Origin of the sequence: Streptomyces sp. 1331.2 (assembly GCF_900199205.1) — a bacterium.
Lineage (GTDB): Bacteria > Actinomycetota > Actinomycetes > Streptomycetales > Streptomycetaceae > Kitasatospora.
The window spans coordinates 5,893,923-5,919,494 of the sequence record NZ_OBMJ01000001.1; the positions used below are offsets into that span (position 1 = coordinate 5,893,923).

The 25,572-nt window shown below is 74.5% G+C and carries 31 protein-coding genes; 15 read left to right on the forward strand and 16 right to left on the reverse strand.

Annotated elements, in window-relative coordinates; genetic code table 11:
• Positions 1 to 24: 24 nt before the first annotated feature.
• Positions 25 to 846, reverse strand: coding sequence for a TIGR03084 family metal-binding protein (locus tag CRP52_RS25490; protein ID WP_097238519.1), 822 nt, complete (start codon positions 844 to 846; stop codon positions 25 to 27).
• A 187-nt stretch (positions 847 to 1,033) separates the two neighbouring features.
• Here CRP52_RS25490 and CRP52_RS25495 point away from each other — a divergent pair, with 187 nt between their 5' ends.
• Positions 1,034 to 1,897 (forward strand): helix-turn-helix transcriptional regulator, encoded by an 864-nt coding sequence (locus tag CRP52_RS25495; RefSeq protein ID WP_097238520.1) that lies wholly within the window; start codon positions 1,034 to 1,036, stop codon positions 1,895 to 1,897.
• Between the two features lie 20 nt (positions 1,898 to 1,917).
• On the opposite strand, the gene CRP52_RS25500 is transcribed toward CRP52_RS25495, so the two are convergent.
• From CRP52_RS25500 to CRP52_RS25510, 3 genes are read right to left on the reverse strand one after another with little or no spacing between them, the layout of a single operon-like run.
• The gene (locus CRP52_RS25500) at positions 1,918 to 3,453 is read right to left on the reverse strand and encodes an AMP-binding protein (protein WP_097238521.1); all 1,536 of its coding nucleotides are present in this window, start codon (positions 3,451 to 3,453) and stop codon (positions 1,918 to 1,920) included.
• Positions 3,454 to 3,504: 51 nt separating this feature from the next.
• Positions 3,505 to 3,867 (reverse strand): MerR family transcriptional regulator, encoded by a 363-nt coding sequence (locus CRP52_RS25505; RefSeq protein WP_097238522.1) that lies wholly within the window; start codon positions 3,865 to 3,867, stop codon positions 3,505 to 3,507.
• Positions 3,868 to 3,902: 35 nt separating this feature from the next.
• Entirely contained in the window at positions 3,903 to 4,709 is an 807-nt protein-coding gene (locus CRP52_RS25510) for an SDR family NAD(P)-dependent oxidoreductase (protein ID WP_097238523.1), read from the reverse strand.
• A gap of 199 nt (positions 4,710 to 4,908) precedes the next feature.
• On the opposite strand from CRP52_RS25510, the gene CRP52_RS25515 reads away from it, so the two are divergent.
• The 4 genes from CRP52_RS25515 (at position 4,909) to CRP52_RS25530 (ending at position 7,241) form a co-directional block, all read left to right on the forward strand.
• Positions 4,909 to 5,367, forward strand: coding sequence for a group II truncated hemoglobin (locus CRP52_RS25515; RefSeq protein WP_097238524.1), 459 nt, complete (start codon positions 4,909 to 4,911; stop codon positions 5,365 to 5,367).
• A 32-nt stretch (positions 5,368 to 5,399) separates the two neighbouring features.
• A complete protein-coding gene (locus CRP52_RS25520; RefSeq protein WP_097238525.1) occupies positions 5,400 to 6,020 on the forward strand; it encodes a GNAT family N-acetyltransferase in 621 nt (206 codons plus the stop codon).
• Between the two features lie 5 nt (positions 6,021 to 6,025).
• Positions 6,026 to 6,412, forward strand: a complete 387-nt coding sequence (locus tag CRP52_RS25525) for a VOC family protein (RefSeq protein ID WP_097238526.1) — start codon at positions 6,026 to 6,028, stop codon at positions 6,410 to 6,412.
• A 184-nt stretch (positions 6,413 to 6,596) separates the two neighbouring features.
• A complete protein-coding gene (locus tag CRP52_RS25530; RefSeq protein ID WP_097238527.1) occupies positions 6,597 to 7,241 on the forward strand; it encodes an NAD(P)-dependent oxidoreductase in 645 nt (214 codons plus the stop codon).
• A 20-nt stretch (positions 7,242 to 7,261) separates the two neighbouring features.
• Here the strand turns inward: CRP52_RS25530 and CRP52_RS25535 are convergent, their stop codons facing one another.
• Positions 7,262 to 8,044, reverse strand: coding sequence for a dioxygenase family protein (locus CRP52_RS25535; protein ID WP_097238528.1), 783 nt, complete (start codon positions 8,042 to 8,044; stop codon positions 7,262 to 7,264).
• Between the two features lie 151 nt (positions 8,045 to 8,195).
• On the opposite strand from CRP52_RS25535, the gene CRP52_RS25540 reads away from it, so the two are divergent.
• The 3 genes from CRP52_RS25540 (at position 8,196) to CRP52_RS25550 (ending at position 10,634) form a co-directional block, all read left to right on the forward strand.
• Positions 8,196 to 8,663: a MarR family winged helix-turn-helix transcriptional regulator gene (locus tag CRP52_RS25540; protein ID WP_097240341.1), complete on the forward strand. Its 468-nt coding sequence runs from the start codon at positions 8,196 to 8,198 to the stop codon at positions 8,661 to 8,663.
• A 175-nt stretch (positions 8,664 to 8,838) separates the two neighbouring features.
• Positions 8,839 to 9,357, forward strand: coding sequence for a GNAT family N-acetyltransferase (locus tag CRP52_RS25545; RefSeq protein WP_097238529.1), 519 nt, complete (start codon positions 8,839 to 8,841; stop codon positions 9,355 to 9,357).
• A 239-nt stretch (positions 9,358 to 9,596) separates the two neighbouring features.
• The gene (locus tag CRP52_RS25550) at positions 9,597 to 10,634 is read left to right on the forward strand and encodes a sphingomyelin phosphodiesterase (protein ID WP_097238530.1); all 1,038 of its coding nucleotides are present in this window, start codon (positions 9,597 to 9,599) and stop codon (positions 10,632 to 10,634) included.
• A gap of 39 nt (positions 10,635 to 10,673) precedes the next feature.
• Here CRP52_RS25550 and CRP52_RS25555 read toward each other — a convergent pair whose 3' ends face one another.
• Positions 10,674 to 11,720, reverse strand: coding sequence for a LacI family DNA-binding transcriptional regulator (locus tag CRP52_RS25555; protein WP_097238531.1), 1,047 nt, complete (start codon positions 11,718 to 11,720; stop codon positions 10,674 to 10,676).
• Between the two features lie 212 nt (positions 11,721 to 11,932).
• On the opposite strand from CRP52_RS25555, the gene CRP52_RS25560 reads away from it, so the two are divergent.
• Positions 11,933 to 12,895, forward strand: coding sequence for a DUF4436 family protein (locus CRP52_RS25560; RefSeq protein WP_097238532.1), 963 nt, complete (start codon positions 11,933 to 11,935; stop codon positions 12,893 to 12,895).
• Here the strand turns inward: CRP52_RS25560 and CRP52_RS25565 are convergent.
• Positions 12,892 to 13,755 carry a MurR/RpiR family transcriptional regulator gene (locus tag CRP52_RS25565; protein ID WP_097238533.1) on the reverse strand — a complete coding sequence of 288 codons (864 nt, stop codon included), beginning with the start codon at positions 13,753 to 13,755 and terminating at the stop codon, positions 12,892 to 12,894. The two genes, CRP52_RS25560 and CRP52_RS25565, sit on opposite strands and share 4 nt — an antisense overlap.
• Before the next feature lie 73 nt (positions 13,756 to 13,828).
• Here CRP52_RS25565 and CRP52_RS25570 point away from each other — a divergent pair, with 73 nt between their 5' ends.
• On the forward strand, positions 13,829 to 14,731 hold the full coding sequence (locus CRP52_RS25570) for a DMT family transporter (protein ID WP_097238534.1): 903 nt from the start codon (positions 13,829 to 13,831) through the stop codon (positions 14,729 to 14,731).
• A gap of 43 nt (positions 14,732 to 14,774) precedes the next feature.
• Here CRP52_RS25570 and CRP52_RS25575 read toward each other — a convergent pair whose 3' ends face one another.
• The 5 genes from CRP52_RS25575 to CRP52_RS25595 form a co-directional block, all read right to left on the reverse strand.
• The gene (locus CRP52_RS25575; protein ID WP_097238535.1) at positions 14,775 to 15,527 is read right to left on the reverse strand and encodes a GNAT family N-acetyltransferase; all 753 of its coding nucleotides are present in this window, start codon (positions 15,525 to 15,527) and stop codon (positions 14,775 to 14,777) included.
• 152 nt (positions 15,528 to 15,679) lie between these two features.
• Entirely contained in the window at positions 15,680 to 16,774 is a 1,095-nt protein-coding gene (locus tag CRP52_RS25580; protein ID WP_097238536.1) for a WD40/YVTN/BNR-like repeat-containing protein, read from the reverse strand.
• A 212-nt stretch (positions 16,775 to 16,986) separates the two neighbouring features.
• Positions 16,987 to 18,429, reverse strand: a complete 1,443-nt coding sequence (locus tag CRP52_RS25585; RefSeq protein ID WP_179852919.1) for a dihydrolipoyl dehydrogenase family protein — start codon at positions 18,427 to 18,429, stop codon at positions 16,987 to 16,989.
• A 165-nt stretch (positions 18,430 to 18,594) separates the two neighbouring features.
• Positions 18,595 to 19,329 carry an alpha/beta fold hydrolase gene (locus CRP52_RS25590; RefSeq protein ID WP_097238537.1) on the reverse strand — a complete coding sequence of 245 codons (735 nt, stop codon included), beginning with the start codon at positions 19,327 to 19,329 and terminating at the stop codon, positions 18,595 to 18,597.
• Positions 19,330 to 19,509: 180 nt separating this feature from the next.
• The gene (locus CRP52_RS25595) at positions 19,510 to 19,899 is read right to left on the reverse strand and encodes a thioredoxin family protein (protein ID WP_097238538.1); all 390 of its coding nucleotides are present in this window, start codon (positions 19,897 to 19,899) and stop codon (positions 19,510 to 19,512) included.
• Between the two features lie 164 nt (positions 19,900 to 20,063).
• On the opposite strand from CRP52_RS25595, the gene CRP52_RS25600 reads away from it, so the two are divergent.
• The 3 genes from CRP52_RS25600 to CRP52_RS25610 are packed head-to-tail and all read left to right on the forward strand — an operon-like array spanning position 20,064 to position 22,046.
• Positions 20,064 to 20,681 carry a hypothetical protein gene (locus tag CRP52_RS25600; protein ID WP_097238539.1) on the forward strand — a complete coding sequence of 206 codons (618 nt, stop codon included), beginning with the start codon at positions 20,064 to 20,066 and terminating at the stop codon, positions 20,679 to 20,681.
• A gap of 19 nt (positions 20,682 to 20,700) precedes the next feature.
• Entirely contained in the window at positions 20,701 to 21,303 is a 603-nt protein-coding gene (locus tag CRP52_RS25605) for a sigma-70 family RNA polymerase sigma factor (RefSeq protein ID WP_097238540.1), read from the forward strand.
• Positions 21,300 to 22,046: a zf-HC2 domain-containing protein gene (locus CRP52_RS25610; RefSeq protein WP_179852920.1), complete on the forward strand. Its 747-nt coding sequence runs from the start codon at positions 21,300 to 21,302 to the stop codon at positions 22,044 to 22,046. Before CRP52_RS25605 ends, CRP52_RS25610 begins: the two co-directional genes overlap by 4 nt.
• A 71-nt stretch (positions 22,047 to 22,117) precedes the next feature.
• Here CRP52_RS25610 and CRP52_RS25615 read toward each other — a convergent pair whose 3' ends face one another.
• From CRP52_RS25615 to CRP52_RS25625, 3 genes are read right to left on the reverse strand one after another with little or no spacing between them, the layout of a single operon-like run.
• Positions 22,118 to 22,780: a hypothetical protein gene (locus tag CRP52_RS25615; protein ID WP_306458922.1), complete on the reverse strand. Its 663-nt coding sequence runs from the start codon at positions 22,778 to 22,780 to the stop codon at positions 22,118 to 22,120.
• Positions 22,781 to 22,824: 44 nt separating this feature from the next.
• Positions 22,825 to 23,337: a DUF1990 family protein gene (locus CRP52_RS25620; protein WP_097238543.1), complete on the reverse strand. Its 513-nt coding sequence runs from the start codon at positions 23,335 to 23,337 to the stop codon at positions 22,825 to 22,827.
• Positions 23,334 to 24,221 carry a YndJ family protein gene (locus CRP52_RS25625; RefSeq protein ID WP_097238544.1) on the reverse strand — a complete coding sequence of 296 codons (888 nt, stop codon included), beginning with the start codon at positions 24,219 to 24,221 and terminating at the stop codon, positions 23,334 to 23,336. The genes CRP52_RS25620 and CRP52_RS25625 overlap by 4 nt, the downstream gene beginning before the upstream one ends.
• Positions 24,222 to 24,434: 213 nt before the next feature.
• Between CRP52_RS25625 and CRP52_RS25630 the strand changes: the two genes are divergently transcribed.
• The gene (locus tag CRP52_RS25630) at positions 24,435 to 24,704 is read left to right on the forward strand and encodes a DUF1876 domain-containing protein (protein WP_030059398.1); all 270 of its coding nucleotides are present in this window, start codon (positions 24,435 to 24,437) and stop codon (positions 24,702 to 24,704) included.
• Positions 24,701 to 24,910 (forward strand): hypothetical protein, encoded by a 210-nt coding sequence (locus CRP52_RS25635; RefSeq protein WP_097238545.1) that lies wholly within the window; start codon positions 24,701 to 24,703, stop codon positions 24,908 to 24,910. Before CRP52_RS25630 ends, CRP52_RS25635 begins: the two co-directional genes overlap by 4 nt.
• 207 nt (positions 24,911 to 25,117) lie before the next feature.
• On the opposite strand, the gene CRP52_RS25640 is transcribed toward CRP52_RS25635, so the two are convergent.
• The gene (locus CRP52_RS25640) at positions 25,118 to 25,558 is read right to left on the reverse strand and encodes a PPOX class F420-dependent oxidoreductase (protein ID WP_306458887.1); all 441 of its coding nucleotides are present in this window, start codon (positions 25,556 to 25,558) and stop codon (positions 25,118 to 25,120) included.
• Positions 25,559 to 25,572 lie beyond the last annotated feature (14 nt).

Sequence of the window (25,572 nt, forward strand, 5' to 3'; positions counted from 1 at the left end):
CCGGGCAGGCGGCCCGGACGGCCCCTACGCCTGGGGCTGCCGCCCCTTGCCCGGGGCCCCGGCGAAGGCCTGGGCGACCGGGAGCCAGGCGGTGGCGATGGGGCCGGTGGCGGTGAGGGCGAGGTCGTCCCGGTGGCGGCGTTGGGTCACCAGCAGGCAGAAGTCCAGGGCCGGGCCGGTCACCACGTCCGGCGCGTCGGCCGGGCCGAAGGCCCACAGCCCGCCGTCGGGGGCGGTCAGTTCGAGCCGGACGGGGCGCTCCGGCGCGGGCAGGCCGTGCGCGGCGAAGGCGAAGCCCAGGGTGCGCTGCCCCAGGTGGGCGATGTGCCGCAGCCGGGCGGTGGGCTCACGGGTGACGCCGAGCGCATCCGCGACGTCCTGGCCGTGCGCCCAGGTCTCCATCAGCCGGGCGGTGGCCATCGAGGCGGGCTTCATCGGCGGGCCGAACCAGGGCAGCCGCAGGTCGGCCGGTACGGCGGCGAGCGCCGTCCGCACCTCCTCCCGCCCGGCCCGCCAGCGGGCGAGCAGGGCCGTCGGCTCGGCGGCCGCACCCTCGCGGGCGCCCTCCTCGACCGGGTCGGCGCCGGCCGCGAGCAGCGCGCCGAAGCGCTCGCCGATCGCTGCGGTGAAGCCCTCCGGGTCGCGGGCGGCCAGCGCCGTCCAGTCGTCGGTCCAGGCCAGGTGGGTGATCTGGTGGGCGATCGTCCAGCCCTCGGCGGGCGTCGACCGGGACCAGCCCTCGGCGGGCAGGCCGACGACCAGCCCGTCCAGGACCTCGCTCTCGGCCCGCAGGTCCTCCAGCAGCCCGCCCAGGACGTCCGCCGGGGTGCTCCGCTCCGTGGTCATCTCTTCCCCTCTTGCCCGCTGCTTGCCCGCTGCCCGGCCTTGCTTCGGCCGACCGCACTACCCGTCGGTAATCCCGGCCCGCACCCTATGCCGGGCCCGGCCGGCCCGCCCGCGATTCCCCGAAAGACGCAGAAAGACGCACGTCAGGACTCTCGCCACCGGCCCCGCCGCGTGTGAGAATCGCGCGATGAAAAGCGCGGACACCGCCCGAACTGCGCAATCCGAAGCCGCCAGAGCCGCCCAGGCCACCGAAGCCACTGAAGCCACCGAAGCCGCTGAAGCCGCTGAAGTCGCCGCGCGTGCCGCCGCGCTGGTGCGGGACGCCGTGCTCGGCGACCTCGCCCGGCGGGTGGTGGCCGAGTGCGGCGTGGACGTCGGGCTGGTCGGGGTGCCGGAGGCGTTGCCCGGGAGCCGCGCCGGCAGCGAGGGCATGGTGCTGCGGCACTGGGCCGGCACCCGCGCGGACCTGCTGCACGACGTGCCCGTCCCGGCCGGGCTCGGCCTCGGCGGCCGCGCCCTCGCCGAACGCGCGCCCACCTGGGTGCCCGACTACCGTGCAGCGAAGGACATTTCGCACCACTACGACGCGGCCGTGGCCGCCGAGGACCTGTACGCGATGCTCACCGTCCCCCTGCTGGACGGCACCACCGTGCACGGCGTGGTGTACGCCTCGGTACGCGCCGTCGTGCCGTACGGGGACGTCCGGATCGCCGCCGTCGACCGGCTGGCCCGGGCCGCGGCCCGGGCGCTCGCGGAGTCCGCCGCCTGGTGCCGCGAGAAGCCGGCTCCGCCGGCCGTCTCGCCGGCCGCCCCGAAGCCGGCCCCGCCGGCCGCCGTACGGCCGTTGACCCCGTCGACCCCGCTGACCCCGCGCGAGCACGAGGTGCTGCGCTGGGCGGCGACCGGCCGGACCAACCCGGAGATCGCCGCCCGACTGGGCCTGACCCGCAACACCGTGACGGGCTACCTCAAGTCCGCGATGCACAAGCTCGGCGTCCGTAACCGGACCGAACTCGCCCTGGCAGCACGGGAGTCAGGCTTGGTCAACTGAGCCCCGCGCCCAGTTGACCCTCAGTTGACCTGCCGCTCCCGGCCGGCCCAGTACGGCTCGCGCAACCGGAACTTCTGCAGCTTCCCGGTGGCGGTGCGCGGCAGCGCCTCCCGGAACTCCACCGTGGTGGGCGACTTGTAGCCGGCCAGCCGCTGCTTGCAGTGCGCGATCAACTCGGCCTCGGTGACGGCCCCGTTGCCCTCCCGGAGCACCACCAGCGCCTTCACCGTCTCGCCCCACTTCTCGTGCGGCACCCCGATCACGGCCGCCTCGGCGACCGCAGGGTGGCTGTACAGGCAGTCCTCCACCTCGATCGAGGAGACGTTCTCCCCGCCGCTGATGATGACGTCCTTCTTCCGGTCCGAGATGGTGAGTTGGCCGTCCTCGAAGGTGCCGCCGTCACCGGTGTGGAACCACTCGTCCCGCAGCGCCTCGGCGGTTGCCTCCGGCTGCTGCCAGTAGCCGTCCAGCACGGTGTTGGAGCGCACCAGCACCTCGCCCTGGGCGTCGACCCGCAGCTGGGTGCCGAGCGCGGGGGCGCCGGCCTGCACCAGCTTCTCGGCCCGTTCGGCGGCCGGCAGCGCGTCCCACTCGGCCCGCGAGCGGTTGACCGTGACGATCGGGGAGGTCTCGGTCAGGCCGTAGAGCTGCATGAACTCCCAGCCCAGCTGCTCCTCGACCTGCTGCACGACCGAGGTCGGCGGCGGCGCGCCGGCCACGATCATCCGCACCCGGTCCCGGCCCGGCACCGGGCCGTCCCAGTCGGCCGCCGCGTCCAGCACCATCTGGACGACGGCGGGTGCGCCGGACAGGAAGGTCACCCCGTGCCGTTCGACCCGGCGCAGGATCTCCGCGCCGTCCACCTTGCGCAGCACGATGTGCCGGGCGCCGAGCCCGGTGAGGGAGAACGGCAGGCCCCAGCCGTTGGCGTGGAACATCGGCAGGGTGTGCAGGTAGACGTCCCGGTCGTTGGCGCCGTAGTGCAGGCCCATCAGCGTCGCGTTCAGCCAGACGTTGCGGTGGGTGAGCTGAACGCCCTTGGGGCGGGCGGTGGTTCCGCTGGTGTAGTTGATGGTGGCGGTGTCGTTCTCGGAGATCGCGTACCGACGTGGGGAGTTGTCGAAGTCGTACAGCACGGCGTCGCTGTCCGCGCCGAGCACGAACTTGTGCTTGGCCACCACCCCGCCCAGGGCGTCGGCGAGTTCGGGGTCGACCAGCAGGACGGAGGCGCCGCTCTGCTCGACGATGTACTCCACCTCCTCGGCCTTCAGCCGGAAGTTCACCGGCACCAGTACCCGGCCGTACCCGCTCACCCCGTAGAAGGAGGTGAGCAGCCGCGCAGAGTTGTGCGAGACGATCGCGACGCGTTCGCCGGGCCCGACGCCGAGCCGGTCCAGCCCGGCCGCCTGGGCGCGGGCGAGTTCGGCGACTCGGCGGTAGCTCAGCTCGCCCCAGGATTCGGCCGGTTGGGCCGGTTCGTCGACGATGCCGACCCGGTCGCCGTAGACCAGCTCGGCCCGGTCGAGGAAGTCCATCACGGAGAGTGGAATCTGCATGCGCCTACTGTCCTCCCCCACCCGCCCCCTGCACACCCCCGATCGGGGGTGTCACCCTTCCGCGGCACTCCCGGCCGCTGCGAGTGCCGCCACCAGCCGGTCCCGCGCCTCCGTCTGGGCGGCGATCCGCCGCTCCACCACCGCCAGCCGGTCCCGGGCGATCCGCAGCACCCGCTCGGACGGCGGCTGCACCAGCACGTCCCCGTCCAGGCAGCCCAGCAGCGGCCGGAGGTCCGCCAGGGTGAGCCCGGCGGCGACCAGTGCACGGATGTTGCGCACCCGGACGACCGCCGAATCCCCGTACCCGCGGTAGCCGTTCGGCTCGCGCTCGGATTCGATCAGACCGGCCTGCTCGTAGTGCCGCAGCGCCCGGACGGTCGCGCCCGTCGCCCGCGCCAGCTCGCCGATCCGCACCCGTACGCTCCCCGCCCCCGCCTCGCCCGTGCGCGTCAGCCCACCAGCGCGCCCCCGTCGACGGACAACACTACGCCGGTCACGAACGAGGCCCGTGGGGAGGCGAGTTGCGTGATCGCCCAGGCCACCTCCTCCGGGCGGCCGGTCCGGCCCAGCGGGGTGTGCTCGATCTGCCACTTCCGGACGGCCGCCCGCTGCTCGGGCCCGTACCCGGAGTGGTCGCCGATCGGGGTGTCGATCGCCCCGGGCGCCACGGCCGCCACCCGGATCCCGCGCGGCGCCAGCTCGACCGCCCAGCTGCGGGTCACCGTCTCCAGCGCGGCCTTGCTCGCCGCGTACACCGCGTTGGAGGGCCAGCCGCGCTGCCCGACGGCGGTGCTGACGTTGACGATCACGCCCCGGCTGTCGCCCAGTGCCGGCAGCGCGGCCTGCCCCAGCAGCACCGGGGCGACCAGGTTGGTGGCCAGCAGCGCCTCGATGCCCGTCCGGTCGTAGCCGCCGACGCCCTGGCCGCTGCGGACGATCCCGGCGTTGTTGATCAGTACGTCCAGCTGCCCGAACCGCTCCAGCGCGGCCGCGACGACGGCCTCCGGCGCCTCCGGGCCGGTGATGTCGGCGGCCAGCGGCTCGATCAGCGACGGGTACGCGCCCGCCGTCTCCGCCAGCGGTTCCGGCCGCCGCCCGACCGCCAGCACCCGGGCTCCCTCGGCCGCGAAGGCCCGCGCGGTCTCCCGCCCGATCCCCGTCCCGGCCCCGGTGACCACCACGACCCGGTCCTTGGCCGTGTCCTCGTCGCTCTCGTCGCTCTCGTCGTTCTCGTCGTTCTTCGGGAACTCGTTCATGCGCACCACCCTCCGACCCTGCCGCTGACGTCAGGGTCAAGCGGGAACCGCCGAGCCGCCTGGCACCCATACGCCTGCACCCGGCCGGTCCGCCTGCTAGGAAGGTCGCAACGCACGGCCAGACACGTACGGCCACACACGTACGGCCAGACGCGTACGGCCACACAGGTACGGCCACACACCCACGGGGAGCACGTCCATGAACGACCAACAGCCCGGGACCCTCTACGAGGCGGTCGGCGGCATCGAGGCCCTGCGCCGCCTCAGCCACACCTTCTACCGGGGCGTCCTCGCCGACCCGCTGCTCGCCCCCGTCTTCGCGAACTTCACCCCCACCCACATCGAGCACGTCGCGGTCTGGCTGGCCGAGGTCTTCGGCGGTCCGACCGCCTTCACCGACGAACACGGCGGCCACCAGGCACTGCTCGGCGCCCACCTGGGCCTGGACATCACCGAGGAGCAGCGGCTGCGCTGGATGGAGCTGATGACCGAGGCCGTCCGCCGCGAGCTGCCCGAGGACGAACTGCTACGCCGCCGGGTGCTGGAGTACTTCGACTGGGGCACGAAGATCGCCGAGGACGTCTCCGCCTCCCCGGCCGGCACCGACCTGGGCGAGCCCGGCCCGACCCCGCGCTGGGGCTGGGAAGGACTGAAGTGACGACTCGTCAAATACTGTCTGCAGCACCGCCGATGGCCGACCGCATGACCGCCGGCGGCCTGCTGCTGCGCCCCTTCGAGGAGGCCGACGCACCGGCGCTGATCGAGATCTACCGGGACGAGACGCTGCGCCGCTTCACTCGCGTCCCGGTGGAGGACGCCGAGCAGGCCGCGCGCTGGCTCGGGCTGCAGCGCGAGGGCTGGGCAGCCGGCACCCGGTACAGCTTCGCGGTCCTGGACGCCGGCGAACTGGTCGGCAACGTCGCACTCAAACGCGGCGTGCTCCACCGCGGCGCCCCGGGCGGCTCCCCGGGCGGGGAGACGGCCGAGGTGGGGTACTGGACGGCGGGCCCGGCCCGCGGCCGGGGCGTGGCTCCGCGCGCGGTGCAGGCCCTCACCACCTGGGCCTTCGCCACCTTCGCCGAGGACGTCCTGCACCGGATCGACCTGCTGCACCAGGTGGACAACCCGGCGTCCTGCCGGGTCGCGGAGAAGAGCGGCTACGCCTTCCAGGAGGTGCTGACCGCCCTGCCGCCGGAGTTCCCGCTGGACGGCCACCGGCACTCCAGGCCTCGGCACTCCCGTCCTCGGTACTCCGGTCCTCGGTACTCCGGGAAAGGGCTGGACGAATCCGAACGACCCAGGTCAGAGTAGGCGGCATGGCTTCTCTGGTACGACATGTGACGATCGATTGCGCCGACCCGCACGCGCTCGCCGGCTTCTGGGCCCAGGCGCTGGAAGGCACCCTGGGGGAGGACGACAACCCGGGTGACGACGAGGCCGTGGTGGAGTCCGCCGGGGCCTCGCTGCTGTTCATCCGGGTGCCCGAGGGCAAGTCGGCGAAGAACCGGGTCCACCTCGACCTCCAGCCGCAGGACCGCAGCCGGGACGAGGAGGCGGACCGCCTGGTCGCCCTGGGCGCCACCGTGCTGGCCGACCACCGCAATCCGGACGGCACGGGCTGGATCACCCTGGCGGACCCGGAGGGCAACGAGTTCTGCGTCGAGCGCAGCAAGGCCGAGCGCGCTGCCACCGGCGCCGCCTGAGCCGGCGGCCCGGGCAGACACCCGACGCCGAACGGCCGCCCGCACGTCCGCCCGGGACGCGCGGGCGGCCGTTCGGCGTCGGTTCATGCGAACGGCCGACACCCCGGGCCCGCGCAGCAGCACCATCCGATAATCGACCCTGTCCGACGTCATCCCCGCACCCGAGCAATCAGGCAGGTACCCCATGGTCGGCATCGCCGTGATCGGCGCCAACGGCACCATCGGCAGCGCCGTCGTCGCGGAGGCGGCCGCGCGCGGGCACGAGGTGGTCGCCGTGGTCCGCGACCCGGGCCGCTACCGGGGCGGAGCGGCCCTGGTCGAGCGCGCGGACGTGCTGGACCCGGCGGACGTCGCCCGGGTTGCGGCCGGCCGGGACGTCCTGGTGAGCGCCGTCGGCGGCGGTGACGGCCCGGGTCACCTGGCGTTGATCGAGCCCGCCGCCCGCTCCCTGGTCGAGGGCCTGCGCAGGCTCGGCGCCGCGCCCCGGCTGATCGCGGTCGGCGGGGCGGGCAGCCTGGAGACCGCACCGGGCGTACGGGTCTGGGACACCCCGGGGCTGCCGGAGCCGATCCTGCAGATCATGCACGCGCACGGGGCGGCGCTGGACTACTACCGGACGGTCTCCGACATCCGCTGGACGGTGCTAAGCCCGGCCGCCGAGATCGGCCCGGGGGAGCGGACCGGCCACTACCGCACCGGCCTGGAGCAGTTGCTCACCGACGACGAGGGGCGCAGCCGGATCTCGGTGCCGGACTACGCGGTCGCCCTGGTGGACGAGATCGAGCAGCCCGAGCACATCGGCGAGCGCTTCACCTGCTGCTCGCTTTAGTCCGTACGATCCGGCGGGGTTCAGCCCAGCTGGACGGAGCGCTTGGCCAGCCCCATCCAGAAGCCGTCGATGACACTGCGCTGGCTGTCCAGGTCGGCCTCGCCGGCGCCGAGGGTGACGAACAGCGGGGCGAAGTGCTCGGTGCGTGGGTGGGCGAGGCGCCCGGCGGGGGCCTTGTGCTCGAAGTCGAGCAGCGCGTCCAGGTCGTGGGCCTCCAGGGCGCGCCGGCCCCAGTCGTCGAACTCGGCCATCACCGAGGTGATCCGGCCGTCGCGGCTGAGCGCCCGCAGGTTGTGGGTGAAGAACCCGCTGCCGACGATCAGTACGCCCTCGTCGCGCAGCGGGGCGAGCTTGCGGCCGATCTCCAGCAGCCGCTGCGGGTCGAGGGTGGGCAGCGAGACCTGCAGCACCGGGATGTCGGCCTCCGGGTACATCTCCACCAGCGGGACGTAGGCGCCGTGGTCGAGCCCGCGGTCGGGGATGTCCTGGACGGGCGTACCGGGGGCGCGCAGCAGCTTGCGCACGCGCTCGGCGAGCTGCGGCGCGCCGGGGGCGGCATACCGGACCCGGTAGTAGTGCTCGGGGAAGCCCCAGAAGTCGTAGACCAGCGGGACGGTGGTGACGGCGCCGAGGGCGAGCGGGGCCTCCTCCCAGTGGGCGGAGACCATCAGCACGGCCGCGGGCCGGGGCAGGTCGGCGGACCAGGCGGCCAGCTGGCCCGGCCAGACCGGGTCGTCGGCGAGCGGCGGGGCGCCGTGCGACAGGTACAGGGCGGGCATGCGTTCGGGGGCCGCGGCGCTCATGGCGTCCTCCTCGGGACCGGACCGTGGGGGCTCACGGTGGCTTCACCGTGGCCGGTTTCCATAGTAGTTCAAATTTGAACGTCTACTGTTGTCGACGGTACACCTTCGTTCGAATTTGAACAACAGGAGTAGGCTGCACACCATGCCCTCACTGAACGAACCCCGCTGGCTGGACCCGGACGAGATGGCCGCCTGGCGGGGCTTCGTCGTCGCGAGCAACCTGCTCAACCGCCGACTGGAACGCCAGCTCAAGGAGGACTCCGGCCTCTCCCATCAGCAGTACGAGATCCTGGTGCACCTGTCCGCGGCCCCCGGCGACTCGCTGCGGATGACCGAACTCGCCGACAAGCTCGTCACCTCCAAGAGCGGCCTGACCTACCAGGTCACCCAGCTGGAGCGGGCCGGCCTGGTCGCCCGTCGCTCCTGTCCCAGCGACGTGCGCGGCGTCATCGCCGAACTCACCGACCAGGGGCGGGAGATGCTGCGCCAGGCGGCGCCCGGGCACGTCGCCCTGGTGCGCGAACTGCTGATCGACGTCCTCACCCGCGAACAGCTGGCCGTCCTCGCCGAGGGCCTGGGCCGGGTCAGCGCCCGGCTGCGCCAGGACGAGACCCCGTAGGGGCGCGACGTCCGGCATCCGCCGCCCGCCGTGGTGGCTGCCCGACACGGTGGCCACCCGACACCGTGGTCGCCCGGACGGAGCATCCGCCCTGGTGGCGAAGGGTCGTGAGGGGGTTCGGGCAATGCGGCAAAAACGCTCGCCGCGGCCGGGTTTCCGTGCCAACATGCCCCATATGGGGACGATTCTGCACGGCACCCTGGTGACGCTCCGCCCGGCCACCACCGACGACATCCCGGCCCTGGCGGCCATCCGCGGCACACCCGAGGTGTTCGCCCGGTGGCGGGGCGGCGACGACCTGCCCGCCGAGGTCGCCAACGACCTGGAGTCGCCCGACACCGAGACCTTCGCGATCGACGTGGGCGGCCAGGTGGTCGGCGCCATCCAGTGGTACGCCAACAACGACGACGAGTACCGGCACGCCGGGATGGACCTCTACCTCGACCCGGCGGTGCACGGCCTGGGCCTGGGCACCGACGCCGTGCGGACGATGGCCCGGCACCTGGTGCACGACCACCACTACCACCGGCTGGTGATCGACCCGGCCGCGGACAACCTCGCCGCCATCCGCTGCTACACCAAGGTCGGCTTCCGGATCGTCGGCACCATGCGCCAGTACGAGCGCGGTTCGGACGGCACCTGGCACGACAACGTGCTGATGGACCTGCTCGCAGACGAACTGCTCGACGGCTGACGGCGGTTCGGGCGGGCTCCCGTGCCGGCCCGAGGGCGGTGCAAGGGTGTACAGACATCTTGTCGCCCACTGGCCCCGACCTGTACAGACATCTCACGGCCACATGATCGGCCGGAACTGATCTCCTGGCGTTCTTCCCCCCGTACCGGGCAGTAGCTAGCGTTCCTCCGCCAATCCCGGTCGCCGGCCACCCCGGCGCCGGGCCCCGCAGGGTAGACGAATTCCCCAGGAGAACGCCCATGCTCTCGCGTCGCACGGCCACCGCCCTCACCTCGGCGGCCGCCGCCGCACTGCTGCTCGGCGGCACCGCCCCGGCCGCCACCGCCGGCACCCCGGCGGGCCCCACCACGCTGTCCGTCTTCGCGTTCAACGTCGACCTCGGCACCGCCGTCGTCGACAGCACCCAGAACGAGCAGGCCGCCCGGCGCACCCCGGTGATCGAGCAGATCGTCCGTCAGCACAACGCCGACGTCGTCGTCCTGGACGAGCAGTTCAACAACAGCTCGACCGCCGACATCAACAGCAAGCTCGCCGACCTCTACCCGTACCGCACCCCGGTGGTCGGCGGCACCTGCTCCGGCGGCGGCTGGACGGGTGTCAGCGGCAACTGTTCCAACTCATGGTTCGTCATCAACGGCGGCACGATGATCCTCTCCAAGTACCCGATCACCGCCCAGTACGCCCACGTGTTCTCCAACTCCACCTACGGCACCTGGGACTACCACGCCAACAAGGGCGCGGCGCTGGTGAAGGTGACCAAGAACGGCAGCACCGCCTGGGTGGTCGGCACCCACCTGCAGGCCGACGAGTCGGACGTCTCCACCGACACCACCCAGTCCACCCGGCTCGGCCAGCTCGCCGAGATCCGCGCCTGGGTGGACGGCATCGTCGGCAGCGGCGCCCCGGTGCTGATCGGCGGTGACCTCAACGTCGAGTACGTCCACGGGCAGGCCCGCGGCGACTACGCCAACGCGCAGAACGCGGTCAACGGCGTGCTCGGCACCCCGGCCACCGACCCGACCCAGAGCCTGACCACCATGGACTGCTCGGTCTCCGCCTGGTGCCAGTACATGTCGGGCGTCGAGACCTTCCCCAAGGACTACCGGGACGACCTCGACTACATCGGCTACCTCAACGCCCCGGGCCGCCCGGTGCCGACCGCGATGTCGAACGTCAAGGTCGACTTCGATCCGCAGGCGGGCTGGACGCCCGGACAGCTCGACACCAACGCGCCCAGCGACCACTACCCGGTCGAGGCCACCTTCCAGCTGGGCTGACGCCCACGGCGGCGCCGGACAGGCTCCAACCGGGGGAGGTCAGCCCAGGGCGCGGCCCGGCCCGGCAGCGTCCGGCGCCGGGCAGCCGCAGGAGCGCCGGACCACCAGCCGGGCCGGGAAGGTCCGGATGCCGGCGGCCCGGCGCTCGGCCCCGCCGAGGACGAGCTCCAGCGCGGCACGGGCCATCTCGTCCTGCGCGGTGGTGACGGTGGTCAGCGCCGGCCCGGCGATCACCGCCTCGGCGATGTCGTCGAAGCCGGCCACCGCCAGGTCCTCCGGCACCCGGATCCCCAGGTCGTCGGCGGCCCGCAGCAGACCGATCGCCTGGTCGTCCGTCGCGCAGAACACGGCGGACGGCCGGTCGGGCCGGGCGAGCAGGGCGTGCGCCTCGGCGTGCGCGCGGACGCGGTCGAACGGCGCGGGGGTGAGCCGCCCCTCGGTGGGCAGCCCGGCCTCCTCCAGCGCGCCGACCCAGCCCGCCGTCCGGGCGGTCACCGGGTCGTGCGGGCTGAGGGCGAGGGTGCCACCGAAGCAGTGCACCTCCGGGTGCCCGTGGTCGAGCAGATGGCGGACGACAGCGCGGGCGCCGCCCTCGTCGTCGGCCACCACGGAGACGCCGGTGGCGCTCTCCGCGCGGTGGTGCAGCAGCACGACGGGGGTGCCGTCGGCCACGTCGAAGCCGGTCAGCCCGGGGGTGGCCGGGTCCTGGGTGACCAGGATCAGGCCGTCCACCTGCATGCCGAGGAAGGCGCGGATGTAGTGGGCCTCGCGCTCGTCGGCGTAGTCGGAGTTGCCGATCAGCAGCAGCCGGCCGTGCTCGGCGGCGGCCTGCTCGACGGCGTGGGCGAGCCCGGCGAAGAACGGCTGACGGGCGTCCGGCACGACCATCCCGAGCAGGTTGGTCCGCCGCCGCGCCATCGCCTGGGCGACCCGGTTGGGGCGGTAGCCGAGCTCCTCGACCGCCGCGAGCACGCGCGCCCGGGTCGCCGGCGCCACCGGCCGCGGCCCGTCGTTGATCACATAACTCACGACGGCCGTGGACGTCCCCGCCGCCCGCGCCACATCGTCCCTCGTCACCCTCGCCATGACCGTTGAGCCTACACAGCGCCTCCGACACCGCCGACCGGCGAGTTTCCGGCCTCGGAGCGGGCCCCGGAGCGGGCTCCGAGGCGGGGCCCCTGAGCGAACCCCGGAGCGGGCCCCGATCGGCCGTCTGCGGTTGCGGGGCGGGCGGCGTCGCGCGGAGGGTGGCGGAACGGGCGGCCTCCGTCGTCGCCGCCGACCGTGGGAGCAGGTCGATGAGCACGCCGCCGCACCGCCGGGCCACCCGGCCCCCGCGACCCAAGGCCCGGCCGCGGGTGCGCCTGCACTCCCGGGCGCGGGCCGCGAGCGCCGTCCGGCCGAGGGTCCGGCCCTGGAGCGCGTACGCCGTGGCCACGGCGATCGTGCTGTTCGTCGTCGCCGGGCTGCTGCTCTACGTCGACGAGCGGTCCAGCCGCGGCCACGCCCAGATCATCGGGACCGCCCCCGGCCCGGACTTCCTGGAGGTGCACGTGGTGCTCCAGCGGGTGGACGCGGCCGCGCAGACGCTCACCGCGAAGGTCCTGCTCCTGCCGCACGGCGGCGCCTTGCAGGAGGCCGACGACCCGCTGGTGCCGGCCCGGGACATCGTGCTGGAGACCACCTCGCTGGAGCAGACCTCGATCAGGTACCCGGCGGGGCAGCAGATCGCCTCCAGCATGGTGACGTTCAACCTGGTCGACGGGCGGGTCACGGACTACCCCTTCGACCGCTACCACACGCCGATCGGCTTCCAGGCCACCCTGGGCGGGCAGCCCGCGGCGGTGGTGATCGCGATCGAGGAGGCCGACCCGTTCTTCGTCTTCAAGCGGAGCGCCACGGGGAGCGAGGGCGGCGCCACCGCGGTCACCGAGCGGATCAGCCGCTCGCGCAGCACCTTCATCCTGGCCTGGTTCATGATGGCCGCGATGTGGGCGCTGGCGCTGTCCGCGCTGGTGGCGGCCTGGCTGATCGTCCGGCAGCGGCGCGGGATCATCTGGCCCGCCCTCGGCTGGATGGCGGCGACGCTGTTCGCCCTCGTCGGCATGCGCAACGCCGCGCCCGGCAGCCCGCCGATCGGTTCGCTGCTGGACTACGCGGCGTTCTTCTGGGCGGAGCTGCTGGTCGCGGTCAGCCTGACCATGGTCGTGGTCTACGGCGCCCGGGTCGAAGGCGGGCACCGGCCTCCGGACCGGCCCTAGTAGGCGTGGTCCGCGCAGATGTCCGCCGAGAGGCCGAGCGCCTGTTCGGCGGGCCGCCCGCGCAGCACCAGCAGGGTCTGGGTGAGGGCGTCGACGACGGCCAGGTGGGCCAGCCGGCTGGCCGTGGTCTCCAGGCCGAACACCAGGTCCTGCCCGCCCGCGACCAGGGTGCAGGTGGCCGTCTCGGTGAGCGGGGAGCGGGCGTAGCTGGTGAGCGCGATCACGGCGGCCCCGGCCGTACGGGCCCGGCGTGCGGCGTCGATCACCAGCGGGGTGGCGCCGCCGTGGCTGACGGCGAAGCAGACGCCCGTGGGCGGCAGGCCGGCGGCGGCGAGCTGGGCGGTGAGCGGGTCGGCGGGGGCGTCGACGCGCAGTCCGAGCGCGCGCAGCCGGTAGGCGAGGTCGAGGACCACTGCGCCCGACAATCCGGAGCCGACCAGCACCACCTGGTCGGCGTCGGCCAGCAGTTCGGCGGCCGCCCGCAGCTCCTCGGCGGAGAGCGTGGCGGTGATCCCGTCCAGGGCCTCGCGGGCGGCCCGCAGGGTGTCGGCGAGCGCCCGGGCGGCCGGATCGCCGTCCTCCGCGGGGGCCGGCGTGGCGGCGGGGGCGTGCCGGGCGGCGGCGATCTTCAGCTCCTGGTAGCCGCGGAAGCCGAGCCGCTGGCAGGCCCGGACCACCGAGGAGGGGGCCGTCCCGGCCAGCGCCGCGACATCGCTGACGCCCAGGTGCACCAGGTCGGCGCCCCGGTCGAGCACCACCTGGGCGACCCGCGCCTCGGTGCCCCGCAGCTCGCCGAGCCGGGCGCGGATCTGCGCGGCCAGCCCGGACTCCAGCGGCGTGAATTCGGAATGTCGTTCCATGGGTCTAGGGTAGCGTGGAATTCGGTTCCAAGCCCGTCGGAATTCCGGCGGGCCGTCGGAGGGGAGCTTCGCCATGCCCGGAGTCGCCATGCCCGGAGTCGCCGTGTCCGGACTCGCCATGTCCGGAGTCGTCTCGGCCGTGCCGGTGGCCGTGCTCGCGTCGGCCGTGCTGCACGCCGTCTGGAACGGGCTGGCGCACCGGATCCCGGACAAGCTGGTCGGCTTCGCGCTGATCAACCTGACCTACGCCGCGTGCGCCGTCGTCCTGGTGGCGCTCAACCCGCTGCCGGCCGCCGCCTGCTGGCCGTACCTGCTGGCCTCGGTCGTGGTCGAGGTGACGTCGACGCTCCTGCTGCTGCGCGCCTACCAGCTGGGCGACTTCGGCCAGATGTACCCGATCGCCAGGGGCACCGCGCCGTTGCTGGTGGCCCTGATATCGGCCGCGCTGCTCGGCCAGCACCTGGGCACGGGCGAGCTGCTGGGGGTGGTGGTGATCTCCGGCGGCCTGATCGGGCTCGCCTTCGCCCGCGGCTGGCCCGGGCGGGCACAGCTGCCCGCGCTCGGGGCCGCCGCCGGGACGGGCGTGATGATCGCCGGCTACACGGTGCTGGACGGCATCGGCGTCCGGCACGCCGGGACGGTCGGCGGCTACGTGGCCTGGCTGTTCCTGCTCCAGGGGCCGCTGCTGGCGCTGATCGTGTGGGTCCGGCGCGGCCGGTCGCTGCTCGCCGGGGCGGGCCGGGCGGTGCCACTGGGGATCGTGGGCGGGGTGCTCTCGCTGACGGCGTACGGCCTGGTGGTGTGGGCGCAGTCCCGGGGGAACCTGGCCGCGGTCGCGGCCCTGCGGGAGACCAGCATCGTGATCGCCGCGCTGATCGCCGCCGTGGTGTTCCGCGAGCGCCTCGGCCGGCTGCGGGTGACCGCGGGGTTCACCGTCCTGGGCGGGATCGCCATCCTGGAGCTCGCCCGGCCGTAGGGCGTGTCCTGCGGCCGGGCGGGCGCGGAGGTGGCACCCGGCGTCACCCGGCGTCGGGCACGAGCACCGTCAGGGAGGTCTCCTGCAGCACGAAGCCCAGCGACTCGTACAGGTGGCGGGCCGGGTTGCCCTCGGACACCGCCAGCCCCAGGCCGGCCACTCCGCGCGCGGCGGCGTCCGCGACGGCCCGGCGCAGCAGGTCGGCACCGAGGCCGCGGTAGCCGAGCTCGGGGTGCCGGAAGACCTCGCCGACCCAGGGCTGCGCGTTGCGGTCGGTCAGGATCGCCGCGCCGAGCACGCGGTCCTCGGCGTCCACGGCGAGCACGCTGGACGGCAGGACGGGGCCGATGGCCTTTCCGGCGAGCAGCAGCCCGAGCCGTTCCGCGAGCGCCCGGGCGTCGTCGGCGTGGAAGTGGTCGACGTGCCCCGGGCCGAAGGCGGCCCGCCAGGCCGGGAACAGGTCCTCGGGGGCGCGGTCGCAGGGCACGGCCCGCAGGCCCTCGCGCAGCGGCGCCCCGGCCCAGTCGGCGGGCGGGGGATCGGCGCGCAGGTCCCGCCGGAAGGTGTGCGCGTGCCGCAGCACCGTCGCGCCGTCCGCCACCAGCCGCTGCCCCAGCTCGGGGGAGCCGGAGACGACCCACCCGGGCAGCTCGGCCCGGATGTACCCGGCCGCGTCCACCGCCTCGTCCAGCACCTCCAGCAGGTCGGCCCAGGGCCGGCCCTCCCGCTCGCCCGGCAGGTAGCGCAGCACCGGGGTGCCCTCGCCGTCGTGCCTGACCACCCAGTCCTCGGCCATGGCCCACCCCGTCCTGTTCACGAGAGTCGTACGGTCGTTCGTCGGCGGCCCATGCTCACCGAGGATCTGCCGTCGGGCAACCGGTTTTGAGGTCCTCCGGACTCCCGGTGGGCCAGGCCACCGTCCGTTCCAGCTGGCAGCCGTCCGGCCCGTCAGGCCACCGTCGCCGCCCGGACGCAGAGCACGTCCGGCAGGTGGGAGAGCAGCAGCGACCAGCTCTCGCCCTCGTCGTGGCTGCCGTACACCTCGCCGGTCCGGTTGCCGAAGTAGATCCCGGCCGGGTCGGCGTCGTCGGTGCGCAGGGCGTCGCGCAGCACGATGCCGTAGTGGTCCTCGCCGGGCAGGCCGTCGGCGAGCTGCTGCCAGCTGGTGCCGCCGTCGGTGGTGCGGAAGACCCGGCAGCGGCGGCCGGGCGGGATGCGGTCGTCGGCGCCGCCGAGCGGGAAGAGGTAGGCGGTGTCGCCCCGGTGCGGGTGGGCGGCGACCGCGAAGCCGAACTCGGCGGGCAGCCCGTCGACGATCGACTGCCAGCTGCCGCCCCAGTCGTCGCTGCGGTAGACGCCGCCGTGGTTCTGCAGGTAGAGGCGGTCGGGGTGGACCGGGTCCGGGGCGATCTTGTGGACGCACTGGCCGAACTCGGGGTACTGGCTGTCCGGCGGGAAGAACTCGGCGCGCAGACCGGTGTTGGAGGGCTCCCAGCTGTCGCCGCCGTCCTTGCTGCGGTAGACGCCGCCGCTGGAGACGGCGACCAGCAGCCGCTGCGGGTCGCGCGGGTCGGTGAGGATGGTGTGCAGGCCCTGGCCGCCGTAGCCGGCGCCCCACTGCGGCCGCTGGGGGTGGTTCCAGAGCGGTTCGACCAGGGCGAAGGTCTCGCCGCCGTCGGTGGAGCGGAACAGCGCGGCGGGCTCGGTGCCCGCGTAGACGACGCCGGGGGCCTCCGCTCCGGCGGGCTGCAGCTGCCAGACCCGGGTGAGCGAGGCGCCGGTGGACTCGGGGAAGCGGATGGCGGGCCGCGGCGGCTCGTACCAGCTGGCACCGAGGTCGTCGGAGCGCCAGACCGAGGGCCCCCAGTGGCTGCTGTCGGCGCCGACCAGCAGTCTGGTGCGGCCGCCCCGGCGGTCGACGGACACGGAGTAGATCGCGTTCATCGGGAAGTGCGGCCCGCTGAACTCCCACGTCAGCCGGTCGCGGCTGCGGCCGAGAAAGAGGCCCTTCTCGGTTCCGACGGCCAACAGCACCTCGGTCATGTCTCACACCACCTGGTCACGAGTACGGCCCCCCGGGACGGCCCCCGACCGCCAGTGTCCCGCCGTTCACCGGTGGTCACATCTCGCCGCGCCGTTCACCCGGGAGGCCGCGCCGTTCACCCGGGAGGCCGTGCGCTCACCCGGGAGGCCGTCGGCCCGTCGAGTGGCGTCATCCCGCCGGTCGGGGGGCCGTCATCCGGCAGCCGGGCCCGTCACCCCCGGCAGCCCTCCAGCAGCCGCAGCCACACCTCGCTCATCGTCGGGTAGGCCGGCACCGCGTGCCAGAGCCGGTCGATCGGCACCTCGCCGACCACCGCGACGGTCGCCGAGTGCAGCAGCTCGGCCACGCCGGGGCCGACCAGGCAGGCGCCGACCAGCACCTGGCGGTCCAGGTCGAAGACCACCCGGGCCCGGCCGCGGTAGTCGTCGCCGTACAGCGAGGCCCCGGCGACGGCACCGAGGTCGTGGTCGACGGACGTGACCCGCAGCCCGGCCTCCTCGGCGGCGGCCAGGGTCAGGCCGACGGCGGCGACTTCCGGTTGCGTGAACACCACCTGCGGCGCGCCCGCCAGGTCGGCAGACGCAGCGTGCGCGCCCCAGCGCGCGGTGTCCAGCGGGCGCCCCTGGGCGCGGGCGCCGATCGCCGCGCCCGCGATCCGGGCCTGGTACTTGCCCTGGTGGGTGAGCAGCGCCCGGTGGTTGACGTCCCCGGCGGCGTAGAGCCACCCGCCGTCCACGCCGAGCACCGTGCAGCTGTCGTCCACGTCCAGCCAGGCGCCCGGCTTCAGCCCGACCTGCTCCAGCCCGATGTCGGCGGTGCGCGGGGCCCGGCCGGTCGCGTACAGCACCTCGTCGGCGGTCAACCGCTCCCCGTCCCCGAGCGTCAGGGTCACCGGCCCGGAGCCGTCGGCCCGCTCCACCGCGGTGACCTCGGTGCCGAACCGGACGTCCACCCCGGCGTCCCGCAGGCCCTCGGCGACCAGCTCGCCCGCGAACGGCTCCATCCTGGGCAGCAGCCCCCCACCGCGCACCAGCAGCACCACCTCGGAGCCGAGTGCCCGCCAGGCCGCGGCCATCTCCACCCCGACCACCCCGCCGCCGACCACCGCCAGCCGTCCGGGGACGGCCGGTGCGCCGGTCGCCTCCCGGTTGGTCCACGGGCGGGCGTCGGCGAGCCCCGACACGTGCCCGGGCAGCACCGGACGGCTGCCGGTGCAGACGACGACGGCGTGCCGGGCGGTGAGCACCCGCTCGCTGCCGTCCTCGGCCTCCACCGTCACCGTCCGCTCGCCCGCCAGCCGCCCATGGCCGCGGACCAGGTCGATGCCGGTGTCGCGCAGCCACTGCACCTGGCCGTCGTCGCTCCAGTGCGAGGTGAAGGAGTCCCGCCGGGCCAGCACCGCGGCCGCGTCCAGCCGCCGGTCGCCGACCGCCTCCCGGGAGCCGGCCACCGCCCGGGCGTCGGCCAGCGCGGCCACCGGGCGCAGCAGCGCCTTGCTCGGCATGCAGGCCCAGTACGAGCACTCGCCGCCGACCAGCTCGGCCTCCACGACCACCGTGCGCAGCCCTGCGGCGACCGTCCGGTCCGCCACGTTCTCGCCGGTCGGGCCGGCCCCCAGGACGATGACGTCGTATTCCTCGGCGGTGCTGGTCATACACGGTCCTCCGTCGTCTCGATGGGTCGCCCCCGCCCCGTTCGGCGGCGGGCGGTCCGGTACGGCCGGGTTGCCCGCCCCCGGGCCCGAGGCCCGTTCGGGTGCGGCGTGGGCCCCATCCTGCCGGGCCGGACGCGCCCGCGCGACGGACGGACACGCGCGGGTTCAGATCACGGCGAACTCCGCGAGCACCGCCGCCGTGTCGGCCGGGCGGGAGAACATCGGCCAGTGCCCGGTGGGCAGTTCGCGCAGCTCCCAGTTCGGCCCGTCGAGCCCGGCGAACCACGGGTGGCCGGAGGCGATCAGGGCGCGCACCTGGGAGAGCGGGAACGAACAGGACACCAGCGCCTGCGGCAGGGCGGCCCCGGCGCCGGTCAGGTGCAGCCGGTCCCGGTACGCCCCGGCCGGGTGCGGGGTGACCCGCGCGCCGATCCGGGCCAGCGCGGCCTCGTCCAGGCCCTCCACGCTGGCGCCGTGGGCGGCGAGGAAGTCCCAGGGCGGCATCGGCAGGCGGCCGTCGACCACCGAGGCGTCGGCAGCCTCGCGGTAGTCGGGCTGCCAGAGGTCGTACAGCGAACCGCCGTCGACCACCGGGCCGGAGTCCAGGTAGACCACCCGGCGGATCCGCTCCGGCATCCGGTCCGCGATCCCGCCGGCCGGGGCGCAGGCGCCGCTGTGCGCGACCAGCACCACGTCCCACAGGTCCTCGCGGACCAGCAGGTCGGCCAGGTCGGCGATGTGGTCCTCCAGGCCGAACTCGCCGCTCTCGCACGCGCGTTCCGCGAGCCCGGGCAGGGTCACGGCGTGCACGGTGTGCCCGGCGGCGCGCAGCGGCGCGGCCACCTCGTCCCACGCCCAGGCGCCGAGCCAGAACCCGGGGACCAGTACGAACGTGCTCATGGCGGATCACTCCTCCGTCGGTGGGGCCTTCCGCCGACGACTCTAGGAGCGGACGCACCTCCGGGCGCGGCCCGAGGAGTACGAGTCCCCGGGCCCCTCGATGCCATCGGCGCGTCGCCCGGCTCCGCGCCGGCCCTGCTGCCGCGTCGCCCGGCTCCGCGCCGGCCCGGCGGCGCCGGCTCAGGCCTGGCCGTCGGCCGCCTGCTCCGCGGCGACCTTGCGCTTCACCTCGGCCATGTCCAGGCCGCGGGCCTGGTCGATCAGGTCCTCGAACACCGCCTCCGGCAGCGCACCGGCCTGCGAGAAGACGAGCACGCCCTCACGGATGATCGCCAGCGTCGGGATCGACTGGATCCCGAACGCGGAGGCCAGCTCCTGCTGCGCCTCCGTGTCCACCTTGGCGAAGACCAGGTCGGAGTGGCGCTCGGCCGCCTTCTCGTACACCGGGGCGAACTGCCGGCACGGCCCGCACCACCCGGCCCAGAAGTCGATGAAGACGAAGTCCTTGCCCTCCGGGCCAGGGACGATGTCGTCGAAGTTCTCCTTGGTCAGCTCGACCGTGCTGCTCATCTCGCGGTCCCTTCCTCTCCGGATGCTGCGGTACAGGCCATGTGCCCGCGACAACGGCGCCACCCGGCACCGTATTCCGGACGCCCTCCGGCGCCATTGAGCAGCCGGCCGGCACTGCCCGTACAGAAGGGTGTCCACTCCGTTCCGGCCGCGGGAGGCACCCCATGCGCAGCAACCCCCGTACCCGGCGGGCCGCCGTGCTGGCCGCCTCCGGCATCGCCGTGGCCGCCCTGATCGCCGGCTGCGGGTCCTCCGGGGGCGGGTCGTACGGGAGCGGCAAGGCCGGCGCGCCGAGCACGTCGAGCAGCCCGGGCGCCCCGACGGGCGCCACCCTGCAGGCCGCCACCGACCCCAAGCTGGGCGCGATCGTCACCGACAGTTCCGGTTTCACGCTCTACCGCTTCGACCAGGACAGGGACAACCCGCCGGAGTCCTCCTGCAACGGCAGCTGCGCCACGATCTGGCCGCCCGAGCACGCCAACGGCGACGTGACGGTCAAGGGCATCGACAGCAAGCTGGTCGGCACCGTCACCCGCTCCGACGGCACCAAGCAGATCACCCTCAACGGCCGGCCGGTCTACCGCTACTCGCAGGACGCCAAGCCCGGCGACACCAAGGGCCAGGGCGTGGCCGGCACCTGGTTCGCGGTGACCCCGAGCGGCGGCAAGGCGGGCACCGGCACCTCCGCCCCCGGCCCGGCCACCCCCAGCCCCATGAACCCCGGCCCGGCCACCCCGAGCCCTGCCAACCCCAGCCCGATGCCCAGCATCCCGGGCTACTGACCGACCGGGCAGCTGAGCGATGACGACCGCCCTCGACCAGGAGGCCCGGGTGCGCAACGATGAAGTGGTGACCGAGGAGCACCCCGTCGGCGGCACGGCCGGCCACGGCACGGGGGCGTCCGACGAGGAGTTGATGCGCGCCCTCTACCACGAGCACGCCGGACCGCTCTTCGGCTTCGTGCTCCACCTGGTCGCCGGCGACCGGCAGCGGGCGGAGGACGTCGTCCAGGAGACGCTGGTCCGCGCCTGGCGCAACATCCACCGGCTCGACCCGCAGGCGGCCTCGCTGCGGCCCTGGCTGGTCACCGTCGCGCGGCGGATCGTGATCGACGGCCACCGAAGCGCCCGGGCCAGACCGCGCGAGGTGGACGCCGCCGCCCTGGAACTGCTGCCCGCCGAGGACGAACTCGACCGGGCCCTACGGATGATGACCGTCGCGGACGCGCTCGCCGACCTCTCGCCGGCGCACCGCGAGATCATCGTCGAGACCTACCTGAAGGGCCGCACGACCGCCGAGGCGGCCGCCGAACTCGGCATCCCGGCCGGAACCGTCCGGTCGCGGGTGTTCTACGCACTGCGCTCGCTCAGGCTCGCGCTGGAGGAACGGGGAGTGACATCGTGATCAGGCGTCCCGACCCGGTGCCCGGCGGGCCCGACCCCGAAGCGGGCGGGCCGGAGCACGTCGACGTCGGCGCGTACGTCCTCGACCTGCTGGAGCCCGTCGAGCGCGCCGCCTTCGAGCGGCACCTGGCCGACTGCCCGCAGTGCGCCGAGCAGGTGGCCGAACTCGGCTTCATGGAAGCGCTGTTGGCCGAGTACACGGCCTCCGCCGTGGCTGCCGGACTGGACCCGGCCGGCCCCGCCCCGCAGCCGGAGCCGCAGCTCCTGGGCCGGCTGGTCGCCGAGATCGGGGCCGTCCGGCGGCGCGGCCGGGTGCGGCGGCTCGCGCTGGCCCTGGCGGCGACCGCGATGATGGCCGCAGGCCCCGCCGTGACGGCCGCGGTGCTCACCGCCGAAAGCACCCCCGCCGTGGTCGCCGTGGCCGAACAGTTCAGCGCCACCGACCCGACCACCGGCGCGCACGCCACCGTCGGTGTGGACGGCACCACCTGGGGCAGCCGGATCAGCATGCAACTCGGTGGCGTACACGGCCCGTTGACCTGCAGCCTGGTCGCCGTGGCACACAACGGCGAGCAGCAGACGGTGAACACCTGGTCCGTCCCGGCGAGCGGTTACGGCGGCCCGAGCGGCGATCTGCGCACCACCGGCGGCGCAGCCCTCCAGCCCGGCGAGATCGACCACTTCGACGTGCGCGTCCAGGGCACCGGCGCCCTCCTGGTCGCCGTCCCGGCCCACCACGCATGAATCAGTGAGCGGCGGTCGGGTCCGGCACGTACGGCTCCGGCGTGCCCGCGTCGGTCATGTGCGCACACTGGTCATGCCGGGGGTTCCGGAGTCAGCTCCGAACCCAGCGCCGGACCCGGCTCCAGGTCGAGTGCCCGGGCGAGTGCGGCGGTGACGGCCGCGGCGTGCTCGGGCAGCTGCCGTTCGGCCCAACTCGCTGCCAGGGCGAGGAAGTCGCGCAGGTCCTGCTCGGCTCCGGCGAGCAGCCGGCGCAGCTCGTCCGGCGGCAGCTCGATCACCGGGCTGTTCTCGTCGTCGGCGTCCTGGGTCAGCTTGACGGTCCGGCCGACCCACTCGACCCGGGCGTCGGGGTCGTGGCCGAACCAGGCGCACCCCGAGCCGTCGGTGACGTCCAGCCAGGCGCGCCACTCCTCCAGGCCGGTGCAGCAGCCCGGGGTGAAGACGGTGCCGGTGGCGGGGTCGGTCACCCGCAGGCCGCCGGGGGCGAAGAGGTCCGGCATGGTGAGCAGCCCGTGCAGGAAGGCGCCCAGTGGGTCCTCCGGGCGCGGGCCGCGCTCGTCGTCCTCGTCGGGGTCGACGTCGTTGACGTCGGTGAGCCGCCACACCGCCGTGCCCACCTCGGCCGGCGTCAACTGCCCGTTCAGCGCCAGGTACCCCCAGGCCTCGTGCTCACCCGTGGGCCAGAGCGCGAAGTCGTCGGGGGCGTGGATCTCCAGGACGGGCTGCATCAGCATCACCCGGGGATGATGCCGGACGGTCCGCCCGCGCCGCCAAAGGATTACCCCGCGTCCGCCGCGATCCGGGCCAGCACCCGCCCGCAGCGGCGGGCGAAGGCGCGCTGGGCGAGCGGGAGCAGCGGGCCGGCCAGCCGGGCGTACCAGGCGACGGGCCGGCTGAAGGCGGTGACGGAGAACCAGACCGCCTTGTCCGGCCCCATCTCGACCAGGAACGTTTCCTCGCCGCGGGCCAGGTGGCCGTGCCGCGTCCCGTAGGTGAAGCCGTAGCGGTCCGGGCCGTCGACGGCGGCCAGCACCCGGTTCGGGGCCCCGGCGCGCAGCGGGCCGACGCCGATCGCACAGTGGACGGCGACGCCCGGGGCCGCCTGCTCCGCGTCGGCGTCGATCCGCACGCCTGCCAGCCGGTGCATCCGCCACCCGAGCAGGGCGGCTCCGGCGACGGTCAGCGCGGCGCGGCCGTGGCCGATCAGCGCCCGGTGCCGTAGGTGGTGGTAGCCGTCGGGCAGGGTGCAAGTGGCGCTGGCGCCCTGCTCGGGGTAGCTGAAGTCGGTCATCGGCGGGCCTCCGGGGTGGCGGTGCGGGCGGTTTCGGTGCGGGCGGTGGCGGTGCGGTCCGCGCTGAGGCGGCGCCAGGCGAGGAGGGCGCAGAGGGCGAAGCCGAGTGCGTTGCCGACGCCGTGGGTGGCGGCCATCCAGGTCAGGGTGGGGTGGGGGAGTCCGGCGGCCCGGCCGAGCGCCCACCAGAGGGCGAGCAGCATGGTGACCGCGAGGACGGCCGAGGAGACGGCGAGCAGCCGGGCGGCGGCGGCGTCGCCGGCCCGGGGGCGCAGCTCGCGCCAGGTGACCAGGCCGACCAGCCACATGCCGGTGGCCAGTACGAGGGCTCCGGCGAACTGCCACCAGTTGCCGAGGAAGTACCCGGCCAGCACCAGCAGCGTGCCCGCGGGGACGCTGAGCGCGGCGCAGCGGGCCGGGCGGGAGGCGGGGTCGGCGGTGCGGCAGACGAGTCCGGCGACCAGGGCGGCGGTGAACCCGGCGTAGTGGAAGTGCGGGACGGTCAGCGCCAGGATGTGCGGTTCGAAGCCGAAGAGCGGGTATCCGGAGCGTTCGGCGACCAGCGCGACCCCGGCGACGGAGGGCGCGGCGAGTGCGGTGAGCACGGCGATCTCGGCGGGGGCGAGCGAGCGGGTGCGGGCCAGTCGCAGCGGCGCGTGCAGGGCGATGGCCAGGGTGCCCAGGGCGTAGACGACGGCCGGGCCGGTGGCCAGCGCGCCGCGAGGCAGCCAGAGCGAGAGGGCGCCGGGGACGGCGGCGAGCGGCCAGAGCCGGCGGATCCGGGCGAGTAGGGGTTCGTCGATCAGGGCGAGGCCGAGCGGGACGACGGCGCCCATGCCCAGCAGGACCAGCAGGTCCACCAGTTCCGTGGTGCCCTTCCCCATGGCGGGCCCACCCCCCTTGAACGCGTTCAAATGAGCTTCGCCGCCGACTCTACGCCGTCGACTTGAACGCGTTCAACTTGCCCCCGGGCGGCCCGGAACTCGCCCCCGAACCCGCTCCGGAATCCGCCCGCGAATCCGCCCGCGAACCCGCTGCCTGGTGTTCACGCTGGGTGCGGCGCACTCTGGAGGAGTAACCGATGGAGGTGATCCGCCATGCAGACTCTGGTCGGTTGGCACATCGAGATGGAGTTCCGTGAGGACGGTCCGCGGACCAGCGCCGCCGCCCTGCTCCGGCTCGGCGACGGGACCGAACTGCGTGCCCACGGCTACAGCAGCCGCCACCCCTCCGACCCGGACCAGCTGCGGGTCGGCGAGGAGGTCGCGGGGGCCCGCGCGCTCAACGACCTCGCCTCGCAACTGCTCACCAAGGCCCACGGCGAGATCCAGGAGGTCAGCCCGGTCCCGACCCACCCGCTGACGTGACGACCGCGCGACCCGGCGGCGACGGCGCCGCACGGGAGCCGACCACCCGCCCCCGGATCCCGCTGATCTGCCCGCGCTGCGGGCACGAGCAGCAGGTCGTGCCCGGCGGTCCGCAGCGGGCGGTCAAGGTGGTCCACGTCGGGACGGGCCGGGAGGCCTGTGAGCCCGGGGACCTGGCACGGGCTCCGGACGACGACGGACCCTGAGGCCGCCCGTCCCGCCCGTCCCGCCCGTCCCGCGTCTCGCCCCTCCCGTCCGTTCCGTACGACGCGAACGCGGAAACGCCGAGCGCCGCGTCCGGCCGCATCCGGACCCGGCACTCGACGGGCTCAACCACGGGTTCGACCGCGAGCTCAACCGCGAGCTCAACCGCGCCAGTCCGGCGCGCTCGCCCAACGGCTCTGCGACCGCCCTCAGTTCACGCAGTACGTGCCCGGCGGCTGCCACTCGGGCCCGACCAGCCGCTGTTCCAGCTCGTTCAGCGTGATCCGGATCCCGACCGTCCCGGCCAGCCCGACCCGGAACCGGCTGCGGGCCAGTGCGATCAGCGCCGTCAGCCCGTACTTGTTGATCAGCTCGGTGCGGTAGCGCGCGGTCGCGTCGGCGTCGCAGAGCCGTGCGCGGGCCGGGAGGCTACGGCCGGTCGGGCGTCCGCGGGCGTCGCAGGGGCCGATCAGTACCCGGGAGTGGTGGCGGATCCGTTCGGCCTCGCCGGAGTGGGCCGGGGTCCAGACTCCGAGTGCCGTGCCGTCGGGCACCACCCAGAGCTGCGACTCCAGCCGGCTGCCGTCCTCGCCGAAGGTGGTCAGCAGGAGGTATCTGCTGTCGGCGAGCCGGTCGGTCGGGTCGTGCACGATGTCCTCCCTCT

What these genes read in the sequence shown, in the direction of transcription:
- CRP52_RS25580 (WP_097238536.1), bottom strand. Translation starts at nt 16,774, where the DNA reads ATGACCGAGGTGCTGTTGGCCGTCGGAACCGAGAAGGGCCTCTTTCTC.
- CRP52_RS25495 (WP_097238520.1), top strand. Translation starts at nt 1,034, where the DNA reads ATGAAAAGCGCGGACACCGCCCGAACTGCGCAATCCGAAGCCGCCAGA.
- CRP52_RS25525 (WP_097238526.1), top strand. Translation starts at nt 6,026, where the DNA reads ATGGCTTCTCTGGTACGACATGTGACGATCGATTGCGCCGACCCGCAC.
- CRP52_RS25575 (WP_097238535.1), bottom strand. Translation starts at nt 15,527, where the DNA reads ATGGCCGAGGACTGGGTGGTCAGGCACGACGGCGAGGGCACCCCGGTG.
- CRP52_RS25500 (WP_097238521.1), bottom strand. Translation starts at nt 3,453, where the DNA reads ATGCAGATTCCACTCTCCGTGATGGACTTCCTCGACCGGGCCGAGCTG.
- CRP52_RS25530 (WP_097238527.1), top strand. Translation starts at nt 6,597, where the DNA reads ATGGTCGGCATCGCCGTGATCGGCGCCAACGGCACCATCGGCAGCGCC.
- CRP52_RS25565 (WP_097238533.1), bottom strand. Translation starts at nt 13,755, where the DNA reads ATGGAACGACATTCCGAATTCACGCCGCTGGAGTCCGGGCTGGCCGCG.
- CRP52_RS25615 (WP_306458922.1), bottom strand. Translation starts at nt 22,780, where the DNA reads ATGCTGATGCAGCCCGTCCTGGAGATCCACGCCCCCGACGACTTCGCG.
- CRP52_RS25625 (WP_097238544.1), bottom strand. Translation starts at nt 24,221, where the DNA reads ATGGGGAAGGGCACCACGGAACTGGTGGACCTGCTGGTCCTGCTGGGC.
- CRP52_RS25605 (WP_097238540.1), top strand. Translation starts at nt 20,701, where the DNA reads ATGACGACCGCCCTCGACCAGGAGGCCCGGGTGCGCAACGATGAAGTG.
- CRP52_RS25620 (WP_097238543.1), bottom strand. Translation starts at nt 23,337, where the DNA reads ATGACCGACTTCAGCTACCCCGAGCAGGGCGCCAGCGCCACTTGCACC.
- CRP52_RS25520 (WP_097238525.1), top strand. Translation starts at nt 5,400, where the DNA reads ATGGCCGACCGCATGACCGCCGGCGGCCTGCTGCTGCGCCCCTTCGAG.
- CRP52_RS25585 (WP_179852919.1), bottom strand. Translation starts at nt 18,429, where the DNA reads ATGACCAGCACCGCCGAGGAATACGACGTCATCGTCCTGGGGGCCGGC.
- CRP52_RS25560 (WP_097238532.1), top strand. Translation starts at nt 11,933, where the DNA reads ATGAGCACGCCGCCGCACCGCCGGGCCACCCGGCCCCCGCGACCCAAG.
- CRP52_RS25570 (WP_097238534.1), top strand. Translation starts at nt 13,829, where the DNA reads ATGCCCGGAGTCGCCATGCCCGGAGTCGCCGTGTCCGGACTCGCCATG.
- CRP52_RS25595 (WP_097238538.1), bottom strand. Translation starts at nt 19,899, where the DNA reads ATGAGCAGCACGGTCGAGCTGACCAAGGAGAACTTCGACGACATCGTC.
- CRP52_RS25545 (WP_097238529.1), top strand. Translation starts at nt 8,839, where the DNA reads ATGGGGACGATTCTGCACGGCACCCTGGTGACGCTCCGCCCGGCCACC.
- CRP52_RS25555 (WP_097238531.1), bottom strand. Translation starts at nt 11,720, where the DNA reads ATGGCGAGGGTGACGAGGGACGATGTGGCGCGGGCGGCGGGGACGTCC.
- CRP52_RS25600 (WP_097238539.1), top strand. Translation starts at nt 20,064, where the DNA reads ATGCGCAGCAACCCCCGTACCCGGCGGGCCGCCGTGCTGGCCGCCTCC.
- CRP52_RS25510 (WP_097238523.1), bottom strand. Translation starts at nt 4,709, where the DNA reads ATGAACGAGTTCCCGAAGAACGACGAGAACGACGAGAGCGACGAGAGC.
- CRP52_RS25515 (WP_097238524.1), top strand. Translation starts at nt 4,909, where the DNA reads ATGAACGACCAACAGCCCGGGACCCTCTACGAGGCGGTCGGCGGCATC.
- CRP52_RS25590 (WP_097238537.1), bottom strand. Translation starts at nt 19,329, where the DNA reads ATGAGCACGTTCGTACTGGTCCCCGGGTTCTGGCTCGGCGCCTGGGCG.
- CRP52_RS25535 (WP_097238528.1), bottom strand. Translation starts at nt 8,044, where the DNA reads ATGAGCGCCGCGGCCCCCGAACGCATGCCCGCCCTGTACCTGTCGCAC.
- CRP52_RS25550 (WP_097238530.1), top strand. Translation starts at nt 9,597, where the DNA reads ATGCTCTCGCGTCGCACGGCCACCGCCCTCACCTCGGCGGCCGCCGCC.
- CRP52_RS25490 (WP_097238519.1), bottom strand. Translation starts at nt 846, where the DNA reads ATGACCACGGAGCGGAGCACCCCGGCGGACGTCCTGGGCGGGCTGCTG.
- CRP52_RS25630 (WP_030059398.1), top strand. Translation starts at nt 24,435, where the DNA reads ATGCAGACTCTGGTCGGTTGGCACATCGAGATGGAGTTCCGTGAGGAC.